At 35.3% G+C, this 16,866-nt stretch carries 14 protein-coding genes, 1 other RNA gene, 1 pseudogene and 1 riboswitch; of the genes and pseudogenes, 12 read left to right on the top strand and 4 right to left on the bottom strand.

The genetic code is table 11. From position 1 onward, the window contains the following. The first annotated feature begins 23 nt into the window (after positions 1–23). The 3 genes from GW534_RS13245 to GW534_RS13235 all read left to right on the top strand — a co-directional run bounded on the left by GW534_RS13245 (position 24) and on the right by GW534_RS13235 (position 3,478). Positions 24–1,028, top strand: coding sequence for a YeiH family protein (locus tag GW534_RS13245; RefSeq protein WP_161921491.1), 1,005 nt, complete (start codon positions 24–26; stop codon positions 1,026–1,028). Between the two features lie 330 nt (positions 1,029–1,358). Beyond that, positions 1,359–2,843, top strand: coding sequence for a catalase (locus GW534_RS13240; protein ID WP_161921490.1), 1,485 nt, complete (start codon positions 1,359–1,361; stop codon positions 2,841–2,843). A gap of 188 nt (positions 2,844–3,031) precedes the next feature. Beyond that, positions 3,032–3,478, top strand: coding sequence for an ACT domain-containing protein (locus GW534_RS13235; protein ID WP_161921489.1), 447 nt, complete (start codon positions 3,032–3,034; stop codon positions 3,476–3,478). A gap of 115 nt (positions 3,479–3,593) precedes the next feature. Here the strand turns inward: GW534_RS13235 and GW534_RS13230 are convergent, their stop codons facing one another. Next, the gene (locus GW534_RS13230; protein ID WP_161921488.1) at positions 3,594–3,959 is read right to left on the bottom strand and encodes a DUF3899 domain-containing protein; all 366 of its coding nucleotides are present in this window, start codon (positions 3,957–3,959) and stop codon (positions 3,594–3,596) included. Between the two features lie 380 nt (positions 3,960–4,339). Here GW534_RS13230 and GW534_RS13225 point away from each other — a divergent pair, with 380 nt between their 5' ends. From GW534_RS13225 to GW534_RS13205, 5 genes are all read left to right on the top strand, one after another. Beyond that, positions 4,340–6,028: a peptide ABC transporter substrate-binding protein gene (locus tag GW534_RS13225; protein ID WP_161921487.1), complete on the top strand. Its 1,689-nt coding sequence runs from the start codon at positions 4,340–4,342 to the stop codon at positions 6,026–6,028. Positions 6,029–6,157: 129 nt separating this feature from the next. After that, on the top strand, positions 6,158–7,087 hold the full coding sequence (gene opp3b, locus GW534_RS13220) for an oligopeptide ABC transporter permease (RefSeq protein ID WP_161921486.1): 930 nt from the start codon (positions 6,158–6,160) through the stop codon (positions 7,085–7,087). After that, complete coding sequence (gene opp3C, locus GW534_RS13215) at positions 7,087–8,241, top strand: oligopeptide ABC transporter permease (RefSeq protein WP_161921485.1); 1,155 nt, start codon at positions 7,087–7,089, stop codon at positions 8,239–8,241. Before opp3b ends, opp3C begins: the two co-directional genes overlap by 1 nt. A 17-nt stretch (positions 8,242–8,258) precedes the next feature. Beyond that, the gene (locus tag GW534_RS13210; RefSeq protein WP_161921484.1) at positions 8,259–9,308 is read left to right on the top strand and encodes an ABC transporter ATP-binding protein; all 1,050 of its coding nucleotides are present in this window, start codon (positions 8,259–8,261) and stop codon (positions 9,306–9,308) included. Then, the gene (locus GW534_RS13205; RefSeq protein WP_161921483.1) at positions 9,308–10,249 is read left to right on the top strand and encodes an ABC transporter ATP-binding protein; all 942 of its coding nucleotides are present in this window, start codon (positions 9,308–9,310) and stop codon (positions 10,247–10,249) included. The genes GW534_RS13210 and GW534_RS13205 overlap by 1 nt, the downstream gene beginning before the upstream one ends. Before the next feature lie 823 nt (positions 10,250–11,072). On the opposite strand, the gene GW534_RS13200 is transcribed toward GW534_RS13205, so the two are convergent. Next, the gene (locus GW534_RS13200) at positions 11,073–11,573 is read right to left on the bottom strand and encodes an ECF transporter S component (RefSeq protein ID WP_161921482.1); all 501 of its coding nucleotides are present in this window, start codon (positions 11,571–11,573) and stop codon (positions 11,073–11,075) included. Between the two features lie 8 nt (positions 11,574–11,581). Then, on the bottom strand, positions 11,582–11,983 hold the full coding sequence (locus GW534_RS13195; RefSeq protein ID WP_161921481.1) for a DUF4430 domain-containing protein: 402 nt from the start codon (positions 11,981–11,983) through the stop codon (positions 11,582–11,584). A 123-nt stretch (positions 11,984–12,106) separates the two neighbouring features. Continuing rightward, positions 12,107–12,289: riboswitch (cobalamin riboswitch) on the bottom strand. Positions 12,290–12,432: 143 nt separating this feature from the next. On the opposite strand from GW534_RS13195, the gene GW534_RS13190 reads away from it, so the two are divergent. From GW534_RS13190 to zupT, 3 genes and pseudogenes are all read left to right on the top strand, one after another. Beyond that, positions 12,433–12,921: a PaaI family thioesterase gene (locus GW534_RS13190; protein WP_161921480.1), complete on the top strand. Its 489-nt coding sequence runs from the start codon at positions 12,433–12,435 to the stop codon at positions 12,919–12,921. A 78-nt stretch (positions 12,922–12,999) separates the two neighbouring features. Further along, positions 13,000–13,195: non-coding RNA, 6S RNA (gene ssrS, locus GW534_RS13185), on the top strand. A 259-nt stretch (positions 13,196–13,454) separates the two neighbouring features. Then, a pseudogene (gene zupT / locus GW534_RS13180) lies at positions 13,455–14,265 on the top strand (zinc transporter ZupT). A gap of 96 nt (positions 14,266–14,361) precedes the next feature. Here zupT and uraA read toward each other — a convergent pair. Next, the gene (uraA, locus tag GW534_RS13175; RefSeq protein ID WP_161921479.1) at positions 14,362–15,648 is read right to left on the bottom strand and encodes a uracil permease; all 1,287 of its coding nucleotides are present in this window, start codon (positions 15,646–15,648) and stop codon (positions 14,362–14,364) included. Positions 15,649–16,050: 402 nt separating this feature from the next. Here uraA and GW534_RS13170 point away from each other — a divergent pair, with 402 nt between their 5' ends. Then, positions 16,051–16,650 (top strand): peptidylprolyl isomerase, encoded by a 600-nt coding sequence (locus GW534_RS13170; protein ID WP_161921478.1) that lies wholly within the window; start codon positions 16,051–16,053, stop codon positions 16,648–16,650. Positions 16,651–16,866: the final 216 nt, after the last annotated feature.

The following is a 16,866-nucleotide window of genomic DNA, read 5'->3' as shown; positions in this document are numbered from 1 at the left end:
TGTAGTCTGGAAGGAGTTAACATATGAAAATGTTAAATCTCTCCTTTTTTGGGGGAATTGGCATCACACTTATTATTGCTTTAATCGCAAAGTTTTTATCTGGATTCCCATTTCTTTCAATAATGGGACAACTTGTTATTGCTATATTATTAGGTATCGTGTGGAGTGCTATTTTTGGTACACCTCAAAAATTCCAGTCTGGTATTCGTTTTTCAAATGCAAAGCTGCTGAGAGCAGGTATTATTTTATTAGGAATGCGGTTAAACTTAATTGATATTTACAATGCTGGTTTGAATGTCTTTTTTATTGCTTTAATCGATTTAATATTTGCGATTCTCGTTGTTTATTGGATTTCTCTCCTATTAGGAGTTGACCAAAAGCTTAGTGTATTAACTGCAACTGGTACGGGGATTTGTGGAGCGGCAGCAATTGCAGCCATATCACCGCAAATTAAAGCAAAACCAAATGAAACGGCGGTAGCTACTGCAATCATTGCTATATTAGGGACTCTATTTACTTTCGCTTATACGTTTTTACATCCATTAGTAAACTTATCATCTACAGGTTACGGTATCTTTACTGGTGGAACTTTACATGAAATCGCCCATGTGATTGCAGCGGCTGACGTAGATGGAGAAAATGCAGTAGATACAGCAATTATTGTTAAGTTAACACGTGTTCTTTTATTAATTCCGGTAGCGATTGTAATTGGATATCTTTTTCAAAGGAAAGAAAATGTTGCAACAGGTAATAAAAAGATTTCATTATCAATCGTTCCGTGGTTTATCTTCGGATTTCTTATTATGAGTGGGGTCAACACATTAGGAATTTTTTCGGAAACTTTAACAAATATAATGGTTGATTTAGCTTACCTACTAATTGCGATGGCGATGGCGGGGTTAGGTTTAAATGTTAATATTAAATCCTTAGGTAAAGGAAGTATAAAAGCATTTGTAGCTTGTTTAATAGGATCGTTGTTGCTGGCTGGATTAGGGTATGCACTAGTTTATCTTTTTAATATGAATTAATCTTCGTTTAGCGTTTAAAAAATCAATTTCATACGAATTGTTTTTTAAAATAACATCATATACATCCCTTTATTCTCAACTATAATGTAAGTGCGCTATCTAATTGAGAATAAAGGGTTTTTTTTATTAAGCCGAAAATAAATCTTTTTTTAATATAGTATATTGATAGCATTAAATAACGCATTGGTTTGGTGGGATTTAAAATAATAGAAAAAGAGTTAAATTGATTGCTAAATAATAATGAGTATGATATTGTAATAATTACAGAAAAGGTTAGAGCAAGTTCCCTAACCAAATTAATGATGGTATTAATTCGGAGGTGCACTATAAATGACTGAAAAGAAAAGATTAACAACTGCATTCGGTAATCCTGTTCCAAATGATGATGATTCTAAAACTGCTGGTCCTCGTGGCGGACTATTAATGGAGGACTATTGGTTCCTTGAAAAATTAGCTCACTTTGACCGTGAAGTAATTCCAGAGCGTCGTATGCATGCTAAAGGATCTGGTGCTTACGGTACATTCACAGTAACTAATGATATTACAAAATATACAAAGGCAAAATTATTCTCTGAAGTTGGAAAGAAAACTGACGTATTTATTCGTTTCTCAACTGTTGCTGGTGAACGCGGTGCAGCAGATGCGGAACGTGATATTCGTGGAACTGCAATGAAATTCTATACTGAAGACGGAAACTGGGATCTTGTAGGTAACAATACACCTGTATTCTTTATGAGAGACCCTAAACGCTTCCCTGACTTAAACCACGTTGTAAAACGTAACCCTAGAACAAATATGAGAGATCCACAAGCTCAATGGGATTTCTGGACAAACTTACCAGAGGCATTACACCAAGTAACAATTGTAATGAGTGATCGTGGTATTCCAGCAAGCTACCGCCATATGCATATGTTTGGAAGCCATACTTACTCTATGTTTAATGAGAACAATGAACGTGTATGGGTAAAATTCCATTTCAAAACACAACAAGGAATTAAAAACTTAACTGACCAAGAAGCCGAAGAATTAATTGGAAAAGATCGCGAAAGTCATCAACGTGACTTATATGAAGCAATTGAACGTGGCGACTATCCAAAATGGAAAATGTACATCCAAGTAATGACTGAAGAAGAAGCTCGCAATATGCCATACAACCCATTTGACTTAACAAAAGTATGGTATAAAAAAGACTTCCCATTAATTGAAGTTGGAGAAATTGAATTAAATAGAAACCCTGATAACTATCATGCTGAAGTTGAGCAAGCTGCATTTGCGCCAACTAATATTGTTCCTGGAATTGGTTTCTCTCCAGATAAAATGTTACAAGGACGTTTATTCTCTTATGGAGATGCACAACGTTATCGTTTAGGTGTAAACCACTGGCAAATTCCAGTAAACTATCCGAAAAACGCGAAAAACTTCAACCCATATCACCGTGACGGTGCAATGAGAATCTTAAATCCTGTAGTAGGAAATGATATAACTTACAGTCCGAACTCTTACGGTGAATGGGAAGATAGTAAAGAACATCAAGAGCCTGCATTAGATTTATTCGGAACTGCAGACTATCACAACTTCCGTGAAGATGATGATTTATACTATGAACAACCAGGAAAACTATTCCGTCTCATGTCTGATGACGAGCAACAAAGATTATTTGAAAATACAGCTCGTGCTATGCAAGGAACAACAAAAGAAGTGCAGCTACGCCATATTACTAATTGCTATAAAGCAGATCCTGCATACGGTGAAGGTGTGGCAAAAGCGCTTGGCGTTCCTATGAGTGAAGTTGAAGCAGCTGTTGCTACAAAATAATAGTTTAATAAAACTATCAACCCCTAAGTCTTTAAAGGCTTAGGGTTTTTTTTTTCGATAATTACTTCCAATCATAGGTTGCAATTGGAAATAATTTGCTATCAATTCGGTATATGATTAAACTAAGTAGTGAAAGTAATTCGAGTTTTTACATGAAGGGTTGCGGAAATAAGTAGAGGAGTGAGTATATGAACGGGGACAAGGAAAAAATATACTTGATTCATTATGATATTTTACCAGAGGCAATTCAAAAGACGATTGAAGCAAAAAGACTAATAGAAACAGGTGAAGTGAAAACAATTAATGAGGCTGTGCAACGAGTCGATTTAAGTCGTAGTGCTTATTATAAATATAAAGATAAAGTTGTCCCGTTTAATAAAGCGACTAGTCAACAAATTATTACCGTATCCTTAATGCTAGAACATCGTCCTGGGGTCCTATCAAATGTTCTTAATTTCGTCGCTAGTCATAAAGGTAATATATTAACGATTAATCAAAGTATCCCGTTACAAGGTATAGCCAATGTCGTGTATTCAATTGATACGTCATTACTAAATACAACTACAACGGATTTTATTGAAAAACTTCAACATGTTGATGGAGTAAGGAAAGTTGTTGTTGTTGGTCAAGGTTAGATTGAGTGGCTTGGATTAATTGCTGAAACAAGTTTACCCAAATAATAGTGGGGAAATATTTGCAAAAAATAAAGAGCGAAAACATGGAACGTTCGCTCTTTTTACCTTGTTAGTTCTATAAATAATAGATAATTAAAAGTAAGATTAGTAAAGTTGTTAAGGTAATACTTTGTATTTTTACTACCTCGTAAAACCGCAAATTAATATTTTCAGATGGTAATGGCTTCTCTTTCCATTCCTCTAAAACATCATTTCTATTGAACATGACGTAATTAAATCTTCGAAAACCAAAAACAAGCCCGTCAAAAAATCTCCCTTTTAAAACAAAAAGAAACAAAAATACGATTGTATATAAAAGATCGAAATAGAAAAGCACATCGATAAATTTTTTGAATAGATTGTCTAGATTTGCGAAAAATACAACTATAGAAATTAACGCGATATTAATTAAGAATATCCAGTAATGAATTTTTTTTTGCATACATATTCACCAATATCAATTATATTTTCAAGTTATTATATCACGTACAATCATTGAATAAAAAATAAGTTGTTTTTTTAAATAATAATGAATATTCCCGAAAGTAAAACAAAGATATCTCAATATACTATTTGTTTTCTGTTTCACAAAACTAAAATTTAGTACAAGGTTATAGTGTTTAATATATATAATATGAAGAACATAGTTAAATTTCACTAAAATCTAACTATTCAAACTATATAAATATAATAATTTTATTAAAATATTCCTTTACAAATATAATTTTGCGCTGTATACTTTTATTTATACTATTTATATTAACGCACTAAAGATCCGTTGTCAGAAAATTTAAATTTAAATTAATGAGGGGGTAAATTTAAATGAGATCTAAAAAATGGTCAGTATTGCTAGCTGCAGCACTATTAGTGAGCATGATTTTAGCTGCTTGTGGTGGAGGTAAAGATGAAAACTCCTCCAAAGATTCTACAGGCGGAGATGCTGCAAAGTCAGCAGAACAAGTGTTAAACTTTATCAATGGTGACTACATACCATCTATGGATCCATCCAAAGTAACTGATGAATTTGGTTTCCAATTCGTCGGTGCAACAATGGAAGGTCTATACCGTTTAGGTGAAGATGGTGAAATTAAAGAAGGAATCGCAAAAGGTGAGCCTGAAGTTTCTGAAGATGGCTTAACTTGGACATTCAAACTTCGCGAAGATGCAAAATGGTCAAACGGTGACCCTGTAACAGCTCATGACTTCGTTTACTCTTGGCAACGTGCGGTTAACCCAGAAACAGGATCTGAATATGGTCCATACATGATGGCTGGGGTAATCTTAAACGCAGATAAAATTGCTGCAGGAGAACTTTCTGTTGATGAATTAGGTGTTAAAGCAGTTGACGATTACACATTAGAAGTTCAACTTGCTAACCCAACACCATACTTTGAATCTTTAACAACATTCGGTACATTCATGCCGTTAAATCAAAAATTCGTTGAAGAACATGGTGAAAACTTCGCTACAACTGAAGCAACATTACTATTCAACGGCCCATTCGTTCTAGATGTTGAAAATGATAATCAACATATTACACAAGCTAACCAATGGAAATTAGTGAAAAACGAAAACTACTGGGATGCAGATACAGTTCAATTAAAAGAAATCAACTTTGTTGTATCTAAAGATCCACAAACAAACGTAAACCTTTATAACCAAGGTGAAGTTGACCGTGCTGGTTTATCAGCAGACTTAGTAGACCAATATGTATCACATGATGATTTCCGAATCGTTCCTGATACAGCAGTATTCTACTTAAAAATGAACCAAGTACGTAAAGGAAAAGAAACACCTTTAGCTAACGAAAACATTCGTAAAGCTATTAACAATGCAATTGATAGAGAAGCTTTAGTTAATGTATTAAACAACGGTTCAATCGCAGCTACAGGTTTAATTCCGAAAGACTTCGTTCATGTACCTGGTGGCGGTGACTTCCGTGAAGAAAATGGCGATCTTGCAACATATGATGTAGATGCAGCTGTAGAAGCATGGAATAAAGGTTTAGAAGAACTAGGTGTAGATTCTATTGAATTAGAATTACTAACTGGTGACTCTGAAGGTGCGGTTCAAACATTTAACGAAAACTTAGCGTACCAATTAGAACAAAATCTACCTGGATTAAAAATTAACATCAAACCAGTACCATTCAAACAACGTCTTGATTTAAATACAGCTCAAGATTATGACTTACAAGTATCTGGTTGGGGTCCTGACTACCTTGATCCATATACATTCTTAAGCTTATTTGTAACTGACGGTGGAAATAACAAGATGGGTTACTCAAATGAACAGTATGACGCATTGATTGCGGAAACTGTTGAAACATCTGATGCAGATGTTCGTTACAACAACTTCTTAGAGGCTGAGAAAATCTTAATTGAAGAAGCAGGAATTGCTCCTTTATACCAAAAAGGTGTAACTCTACTTCAATCACCAAAAATCCAAGGTGAAATTGTTAATAAATTCGGTGCTAGATACGAATGGAAATGGGCTTATGTAGCCGAATAAAAATATTAAATTAATTTTATACGTGTAGGGTAAATATAAGAGAGTGTATGTCCGAATGCCCGGCATATGCTCTCTTTACTCTTGTGTTTGAAATTACAAATAATAATGAAAATTATAGGAGGTGGCATAATGACTCAATATATACTACGCCGAATTGGCTATATGATTCTTACATTATTTATCATTGCTACGGTTACATTCTTCCTCATGAAATTGATGCCGGGTAGTCCTTTGAAGGCAGAAGATAAATTAACAGAAGAACAAAAACAAATTGTATTAGAAAGTTATGGTCTAAATGACCCTGTACCAGTCCAATATGTACGCTTTCTTGGAAATCTTGTACAAGGTGATTTAGGTATTTCATATAACTTTGACAACACACCTGTTACAGAAATATTAGTCGAAAGACTAGGTCCTTCAATGCAATTAGGTCTTTATGCTGTTTTAATAGGTACATTTTTTGGAATTATACTCGGTTTAATTGCAGCTATTTTCCACAACGGATTTTGGGATTACACTTCAACAATAATCGCTGTATTAGGAACATCGATTCCTTCCTTCGTATTTGCAGGTTTACTACAATATATATTTGCCGTTGAATTAGGATGGCTGCCTGTTGCTTTATGGGGCGAGCCGAAACATATGGTTTTACCTATAATTGCTCTTGCGATTGGTCCGATGGCCACTGCTGCAAGGTTTGTTCGTACGGAAATGATTGAAGTTAAAGGGTCGAATTATATCATTACTGCCAAAGCAAAAGGATTAAGTAAATCAGAAAGAGTTTGGAAACATGGTTTGCGTAACGCACTTATTCCATTAGTAACTGTAATGGGTCCAATGATTATCAGTTTAATGACTGGATCTATGGTTATTGAAAAAATCTTTGCGATTCCAGGAATTGGTGAGCAATTCGTTACATCTGTAATGGTGAACGATTATCCAACAATCATGGGTACAACTCTTATTTATGCTTTTGGATTTATCGTTATTTTACTAATCATCGACCTCCTTTATGGATTAATTGATCCAAGAATTCGTGTAACTGGAGGTAGCAAGTAATGGATAACAAGAATTTAAATAACTTACCTAAAGAATTATTTAAACCTCTAGTCAACCAAGAAAATACGAGTGAAAAAATTTCAAGACCAAGTCGCACTTTTGGTCAAAATGCTCGACGGACTTTATTTAAAAACATTCCGGCAATGATTAGTTTAACTTTATTAATTCTAATCATTCTCATGAGTATTATTGGACCGTTTATGAATAGTTACGGTTCAAAAGATCAGAAGCTAGAACATGCTAAATTACCACCTCGTGTCCCTGGTTTAGAAAATGTTTCATGGTTAGGATTTAATGGAACATTATCTGATGAAATGACTGGAGCAACGGTTGAACAGGCTACACAAAAGGCCTATTTACGTTTTAATAAAGATGAAGAATTTATTGATATTAAAGTAATTTCTGAAGGTGATGGTTCACCAAACTCAGCTGAAGTAAAAGCAATTTATCACATTTATGATGCAAAAGGTTTAGATGACACGTATTACTGGTTAGGGACAGACCAATTAGGTCGTGACCAATGGACCCGTTTATGGGAGGGTACACGTGTTTCCTTAATTATTGCCTTTGTTGCGGCATTACTAGACCTTGTTATCGGTGTTGCATATGGTGGAATTTCAGGCTTTTACGGCGGCCGAGTAGATAACTTTATGCAACGTATTATTGAGATTTTAGCAGGTATTCCAAACTTAGTTATCATCTTACTAATGATGCTATTCTTAAAACCAGGTATGACATCAATTATCATTGCGCTTGTTATTACTGGTTGGACAGGAATGGCCCGTATTGTTCGTGGTGAAGTTTTAAAACTGAAAAACCAAGAGTTCGTTTTAGCGGCTAGAACACTAGGTACATCAAATGGCAAGATTATTCGTAAACATTTAATTCCAAACATTAGCGGTATTATCATCGTTAATACAATGTTTACTATTCCAACTGCGGTATTCTTTGAGTCATTCTTAAGCTTTATCGGTTTAGGGATTGCTCCACCAGCTGCTTCTCTAGGTTCGTTAATCGATATCGGATTTGATAATATGCAAATCTATCCGTACATGCTCGTATTCCCTGCGGCATTATTATCGATCATTATGATTGCATTTAACATTTTAGGTGACGGCTTGCGCGATGCATTTGACCCTAAAATGCATAAATAAAAGGTAGGTGTTATTAAATGAGTAAACTATTAGAAGTCAAAGATTTACGTATATCATTTAACACCTACGGCGGTGAAGTACAAGCTGTTCGAGGTGTTAGTTTTGATTTAAATAAGGGAGAAACTTTGGCTATTGTAGGGGAGTCTGGTTCAGGGAAGTCTGTATCGACTTCTGCTGTCATGGGACTTTTACCAAAATCAAATACAGTAGTAAAAAGTGGTGAAATTCTTTACAAAGGTAAGGATATTCTTAAATTATCGGAAAAAGAAATGGAAAAAATTCGTGGTAAAGAAATTTCCATGGTGTTCCAAGATCCGATGTCATCTTTAAACCCAACGATGAAAGTTGGAAACCAGATTGCTGAAGGCTTAATTAAACACCAAGGTTTAAATAAAGCTCAAGCGAAAGAAAAAGCAATTGAATTACTTGCAAAAGTAGGGATTCCAAATCCAGAACTTCGCGTTAATCAATATCCGCACCAATTTTCTGGTGGTATGCGTCAGCGTGTTGTTATCGCGATTGCCCTTGCATGTAATCCAGAAATTATTATTGCCGATGAACCGACAACGGCATTAGACGTTACGATTCAAGCACAAATTTTAGAGTTAATGAAAGAAATGCAGAAAGAAACTGGCAGTTCCATTATTTTCATTACTCACGATTTAGGTGTTGTTGCTAACGTAGCTGATCGTGTTGCGGTTATGTATGCTGGTAAAATTGTCGAAGTTGGAACAGTAGATGATATTTTCTACAATCCAAAACATCCTTATACATGGGGTTTATTAGGATCAATGCCAACATTAGATGATGACGAATCAGAAGAATTGTACACTATTCCGGGTACACCACCTGATTTAACAAACCCACCAAAAGGGGATGCTTTTGCACCAAGAAATAAATATGCTCTAGAAATTGATACTTTATATGAACCCCCAATGTTTAAAGTTTCAGATACGCATTATGCAGCGACATGGTTATTGCATGAAAATGCGCCGAAAATTGAAGTCCCAGAAGCAATTAAGAAACGTATTGAAAGTTTCGCAGCAAAGCAAGGGGGGAATGAGTAATGAGCACGAATGAAAAAATTCTAGAAGTTAAAAATTTAAAAAAATACTTCCCTGCTGGTCGAGGTAAAGTCGTTAAAGCGGTAGACAATATTAGTTTTGATATTTATAAAGGTGAAACATTTGGACTAGTTGGTGAATCTGGTAGTGGTAAATCAACTGCAGGAAGAACGATTATTCGGTTATATGATGCAACAGAAGGAGAAGTTTTATTTAAAGGTAATAATGTCCATGCAAAACTCTCTAAAGCGGACCAACTGAAGTTTAATCGTGAAATGCAAATGATTTTCCAAGACCCATCTTCTTCATTAAATCCAAGAATGACTGTTATGGATATCATTGCTGAAGGTCTTGACGTTCACCGCTTAGTTAAAAATGAAAAAGAACGAAGAGAACGGGTTGAGGAACTGTTAGAAGCTGTTGGTTTAAACCGTGAGCATGCTAACCGTTTCCCACACGAATTCAGTGGTGGTCAAAGACAACGGATTGGTATTGCTCGTGCTTTAGCTGTTGAACCAGAATTAATCATTTGTGATGAGCCAATTTCAGCTTTAGACGTATCGATCCAAGCCCAAGTTGTTAACTTGTTGAAAAAATTACAAAAAGAGCGTGGCTTAACATATTTATTCATTGCCCACGACCTTTCAATGGTTAAATATATTAGTGATCGTATTGGTGTTATGCACTTAGGTCATATGGTTGAGCTTGCCGATAGTGATGAATTGTATAAAAACCCGATTCACCCTTATACAAAATCACTTCTATCAGCAATTCCACTTCCAGACCCAGCTTACGAGCGTAATCGTGTTCGTCAAGTGTATGACCCATCACAACTTGATACAAGTGAAGAACCTGAATTTAGAGAAGTCCGCCCAAGACACTGGGTTCGTTGCACTACAAAAGAGTTCGAACAGTACAAACGTGAATTAGAAGGCAAAGAATAAGAGATTGGATTTGATTCTTTGTTTTCCATATTCCTGAAATTTAATTAGTCTGGTCAGAATCTGAGCGCTGGCTAGAGAAATCCCATTTAAATAGCTCGTTAATTTATCCCCCTTTTTTAAAAGTTGACTCGAAGGAGTCAGCTTTTTTTATTGAGAACTCAGATTGCTTAAGTTTCTAGCTAATGATTAAGGTGGGATTGTGATTATAAAGGACAAAATAATCAAGAAACTGAATTGGAATGTCCATCATCGGGTCTATGAAGGACAAAATGATGAAAAAAGCGATGAGAAGTGTCCATCATCGGGTCTATGAAGGACAAAATGACGAAAAAAGCGATGAGAAATGTCCATCATCGGGTCTATGAAGGACAAAATGACGAAAAAAGCGATGAGAAATGTCCATCATCGGGTCTATGAAGGACAAAATGATGAAAAAAGCGATGAGAAATGTCCATCATCGGGTCTATGAAGGACAAAATGACGAAAAAAGCGATGGTAAGTGTCCATCATCGGGTCTATGAAGGACAAAATGACGAAAAAAGCGATGAGAAATGTCCATCATCGGGTCTATGAAGGACAAAATGACGAAAAAAGCAACGGGAAGTGTCCATCAACTAAGTCATAAAGGACAAATCGTTCAAAAAAGAAACGCAAACTGTCCTTCACACATTATAAAAGCCAAACAGCCAAAAATGAGTATAAAAAAGATAACCTAGAAGATTTTTTATGCTTCCAGGTTATCTTTAACTTATAGTTGATCAAACATATTTAAATAAGGAACCAATGTTGGATTAAAGGAGGTATTTACTTTAGCTTCTTTAATCTATTTCAATCCATACTTCTTAATTTTAAAAACTCTGAAAAATACAGGATAAAACACGGCAAAAAATACAACATTACTAATTGCGTGACTCATATCGAAAGGCAGTCCTGCTAAATAATAAGCCCAAAAGTTTACATCCATTACGAAGGACATGGCAATCGACATGACAAAGCCATAAAAGAGTCCACAAAATCCAGCATATGCGATAAGAATTGGTATTGGTATTTTTGTATGAACTTTACCTAATAAACCACTCATTAATCCAATCAATGTCCAAATGAGTGCTTGCCAAATTGCCCAGGGTCCCATTCCTAAATATAAATTAGACAGAAAAGTACTTAAAACGGCGACAATCATTGCTTCAAGGGGACTAACGAGAAATGAAGCAATAATAATAATTGTCGTCATCGGTTGTACATTTGGAATAAAAGTAAACGCGATTCTTCCGACTACAGCAATGGTTATTAACATTGCCAATAAACTAATCCGTTTGGCATTCATTTAAATAATTACTCCCAAACTTCTAAACTTAAAGTAACTTTGTCACCATCTTCAAGTATTAAATCATTTGCCCCAACCATTGCCATTTCATCATTTACTTCAATTGAAATAAATTGTTGTTCATTACTATCGGCATGGAGATCGCCAATGCCGTTGATAAACCCATCAGCTTCTTCAACTTCAAAATTTTCCTTTAAAACGTCCATTAAAGATTGGCCTTCTTCAAATTCTACTGTTTTTGCTTCGACTTCATTATCTTCCAAGTCAAGTAATTCAATGGATGCTGTTATGACATCCTCTTGAGATGTATTGCTTCCTTCGTTTGTCTCAGTTTCGGCTCCATTTTGACAGCCAACTAAAATAAGTAGAATTGAAAATAGTAATGCAGCAAAAAGCTTTCTTTGTTTCATCATATAACCCTCCCTTGAGATTTTTTTGCCATAAAAAAAACATCCCATGGAGGAGATGTATTTGCACCTAAAAGAATTTACTATTCTTTTCAGCAGACACACCTCCCTATATCCACGTAGGGTTATGGCGTTTAGAAATAGGCAGGTCTCCTGGCTTATGATCATCATTCTCTATCCCCCTTCCCATCTAAAAGACAGTGGAAAATAATAGAGAACTCCCATTTACAGTGGCGGGACCGCGTCGGAATTACACCGAACTTCCCTTTTAATGACTTTTTCAAGTCAACCTATTTCTCCAATATAATATTTTCTTATTAAAATAATAATATGGAAAATTTAGTCTGTCAATTGTTGTTATTCATAAATCGAAATAAATTTTTATAGGTAAATATTATTCTTAATTTTTTTAATAATATTTATTATAATAAAATTTAAGGGGGATGATTGGTATGAAAGAATATATTGAAAAAGCAGTGCAAGATTACTATGCAGAAGATATTGCTTGGTGTTACGGTTGTGGTCGATTACATAAGAAGGGCCATCATTTTCGTACCGGTTGGTTAGATGATACAAATCAAACTGTTACATATTATCGTCCAAATGAAGAGCAAATAGGAATTCCAGGTTTTGTTTACGGTGGCTTAATTGCTTCATTAATTGATTGCCACAGTATGGGGTCTGCAGCTTTAGTTTTACATCGAAAAAATGGTCATGAAATTGGCGACGGAACTGAACCTCCACGTTTTGTTACAGGATCACTACATGTGGACTATTTAAAACCAACACCGGAGGGAGCATTATTAAAAGCAATTGGTATTGTCGAAGAGATTCACCCGAAAAAATGGAAGGTATATACGGAAATGTTTGCAAATGATACTCTTTGCGCTAAAGGTGAAGTTGTTGCAGTCGTCATGCCGGATACTTTTATAAAAAAATAATGCACGAATTAGTAAAAATAAGCTAGAATGTCAAAAAAAGTACATTGAATTTTATACCGATATAATTTATTCTTTAATCAAGAGCTACGTTGTACGTAGTGCTAATAAAGTTTTAACCTAAGTTGATAATCGGGAGTTTAAGAGAAAAAGCGGAAATGACAAACCTTTGTCTATAAGACGTGAAGGGCACGCAGGAACGCTTTTGCAAACACCCACTTGTTGAGAGTGGTGGTTTAAAAACTTCATTATCCAATACGGCAAAAGTGGCTCGTTAAACTTGAAAATGACAACCAGTTTCTTCGGAGACTGGTTTTTTCGTGTTTTAATAAAAATAAATTTAACTTTGAACCTTTATACTAGGAAATTTCCGAAAAATAAACATTTATTGTTGTCGATTTGTTTCCACTATATTAAAATGTTTACCAAGGGAAACTTTCGTTTTTTTCCAAAACATATTAAATAATGGAACATATTTTAAATATAGGTAAAAATAAGGATAAAAAATTTTATCTACGGAAGGGAAGAAACAGCAGATGACAGAAAATGTAATACTTGCATTTGCACTAACGTTAATGGCTGGATTGGCAACCGGGATCGGTAGTTTACTGGCATTTTTCACTTCGCGAACGAATAAAAAATTCCTTTCCTTTGCCTTAGGTTTTTCAGCAGGGGTAATGATTTATATTTCCTTTGTTGAAATATTCGTGAAGGCGGAAGAGGCTTTGGTGAATGACCTCGGAGAAGTTAATGGGAAATGGGTTACCGTACTTGCCTTTTTTGGTGGCATGCTTTTAATCGCTTTAATTGATAAATTTATACCGAAACAAACAAATCCCCATGAACTTAAAAAGGTAGAGGATATGAATAAACCTTTCGAAACAATTCCTGGGCAAAATGAACTTATGAAGATGGGGGTATTTGCTGCATTAGCAATTGGGATTCATAACTTTCCAGAAGGGATAGCAACCTTTGTATCGGCTTTAAACGATCCGAAATTAGGAATTTCTATTGCTATTGCCGTTGCAATTCATAATATTCCCGAGGGAATTGCTGTTTCTGTTCCGATTTATTATGCGACAGGTAACAGAAGGAAAGCATTTAAATTATCATTTTTATCTGGTTTATCAGAACCAGCGGGCGCCCTTGTGGCCTACTTATTATTAATGCCATTTTTAACGGAGTTTATGTTTGGTATTATTTTCGCTGCAGTGGCAGGAATAATGGTATTTATTTCAATTGATGAGTTATTACCTGCTGCCAAAAAAATACGACGAAGCCCATACTTCAATTTATGGCCTAATTCTCGGTATGGCTGTCATGTCCGTTAGCTTGTTGATTGTTTAGAAGAATAGCTGCGGAACTTGTATAAATATATAAAGGTAAAAAAATCAATAAACTTCAAAGGAACTGCCAATCGACAGTCCCTTTCTTACGTGAATATTATTTATCTTCATTAGATAGGTGTAACACATCAAGTAGTTTGAAGAGAATACTTAAAATCATCGCTACAATTGTTGCAAGCCCCATACCTTGTAAAGGAACTTCACCGATTTGAATAGATACACCACTTAAACCTACAATTAAAACGACTGCAGTTAAAATTAAGTTACGTGATAAGCTGTAGTCAACTTTTGCTTCAACTAACGTACGTAAACCACTTACGGCAATCATTCCAAATAATAGTAAGGAAATACCACCCATAACAGGTGTTGGAATTGTAGAAATTAATGCTGAAACTTTACCAAAGAATGCAAGGATAATTGCGATTACTGCTGCTCCACCGATAATCCATGTTGAGTAAACTCTTGTAATTGCAAGAACCCCAATATTTTCACCGTACGTTGTATTCGGTGTTGAACCAACGAAAGCTGATAACATTGTTGAAACCCCGTTACCGATAAAGGAACGACCAAGTCCTGGATCTTTCGTTAAATCTTTTCCAACGATATTTCCAGTAACGATTGTATGACCGATATGTTCTGGAATTAGTACAAGTACTGCAGGTAAAATTGCTAAAATATCTGCCCAGTTAAATTTAATTTCATAAAAAGTAGGTAGTGCAAACATCGGTGCTTCTTGAACTTGATTAAAATCAACTAAACCTGCAAAGAAAGCAATTACATAACCTGCGATAATACCAAGTAAGATTGGAATAATTTTAAAGAAACCACGTAATGTAACCCAACAAATAATTGTAATTGATAGTGTTAAAACTGAAACAGTAACCGTTGTTTTATCCATTGCCCAGTCTGCACCAGCATCAGCAGATGGAATAAAACCAGCCATTTCTGCAGCAACAGGAATAAGTTCAAGACCGATAACGGCAACGATAGCCCCCATTGCAGCCGGTGGGAAAATAACATCAATCCAACGAGTTCCAATGATATTAATAAGTAAACCGACAAGTATCAAACCAACCCCAACGGCAAGGAATCCACCGAGTGCATAACTGTATCCTTCGCTTCCGTCGTAACGGTTTAATACGACAAATACCGGTGAGATAAAGGCGAAACTAGAGCCGAGATAAGCTGGGATTTTTCCTTTTGTAATTAAGATATATATAATCGTACCAATACCGTTCATTAATAAAACTGTTGCTGGATCGACTCCAAATAAAATTGGTACTAATACAGTTGAACCAAACATTGCAAATAAATGTTGAAGACTTAACGGTAAACTTTTTAAAAATGGAAGTCTTTCATCTACTTGAATTTCATTTCTTGCCATACACAATCTTCCTTTCTTGAAGTCTTTTTAGTATTTCAAAAATCTTTTTTCTTATCCGAGCTGTGCAAGGCATAAAAAAGGCACCTTGCTAAACAAAAGCAAGGTGCCTAAAATACACACTATAAATATATTATAAAAATATATTTGTGACATCACACGTTTTCTGCGCACAGAAAACACTCCGGCTAACCTTGCCAGCCTCACGGGACTGAATTAAAGGTACTATTTAATTCTTAAACTATCTTACATGAAAAAAAGGAAATGTCAATGCAAAATTAGATTATTTTACCATTCATTTTTTTAGAAAAATTATAACAGGCAATGAGATTCAATTTTTCAAATTTTTATATTTAGCAGTATAATAGATTAAGATTGGAACACCTTGAAAGGTAGGTATTTCTTATGAAGCGATTCTCTAAAATTACACTATTTGCGGTTGTATGTATTTTATTTTTACTTAGTGGCTGTGGCAATAAGGATGCCAAGAATCCGATTGTCACCATCGAAATGGAAGATGGCGGCATTATTAAAATGGAGCTATATCCAGATGCTGCGCCGAATACGGTGGCAAACTTTGTTTCGTTAGTAGAACAAGGATTTTATGACGGAACAATTTTTCACAGAGTCATTCCTGGATTTATGATTCAAGGCGGAGACCCGTTAGGAAATGGAACGGGTGGACCAGGTTATACAATTAAAGGTGAATTTAACAGTAACGGTTTTGAAAATGATTTAAAACATGAGCGTGGAGTCGTTTCAATGGCACGGGCAATGCACCCAGATTCAGCTGGTTCACAATTTTTCATCATGGTTGAAGAAGCTCCTCACTTGGACGGCCAATATGCGGCTTTTGGTAAAGTGATTGAAGGAATGGATGTTGTCGATCAAATTGTAAGTGTAGAGCGTAACGCGGAAGATAAACCACTAGAAGATCAAGTGATGAAGAAAGTAACGATTGATACGTTTGGGGTAGATTATCCCGATGTTGAAAAATTGCAATAATCTTCAGTTGTTGGACAGGCTATTGTTTGGCTTTGTGGGGGTTGCTGTAGGCAGTTTTTGCTCGAAATTCTGCTATAAACAGTTTTTATGAGATTTAGGTAGAAATAGTGTCAATAGCCCGTGTCTATAAACAGAAATAGTATGAATTAGTATGAAGAAGTGTTAATAGAGAGCTTCTATGAACAGAAACAGTATGAATAAGTTAGAAGAAGTGTT

The organism is Pallidibacillus pasinlerensis, assembly GCF_009996845.1.
GTDB classification, from domain to species: Bacteria; Bacillota; Bacilli; order Bacillales; family Caldibacillaceae; genus Pallidibacillus; species Pallidibacillus pasinlerensis.
This window is presented reverse-complemented; position numbering and strand designations above follow the sequence as displayed.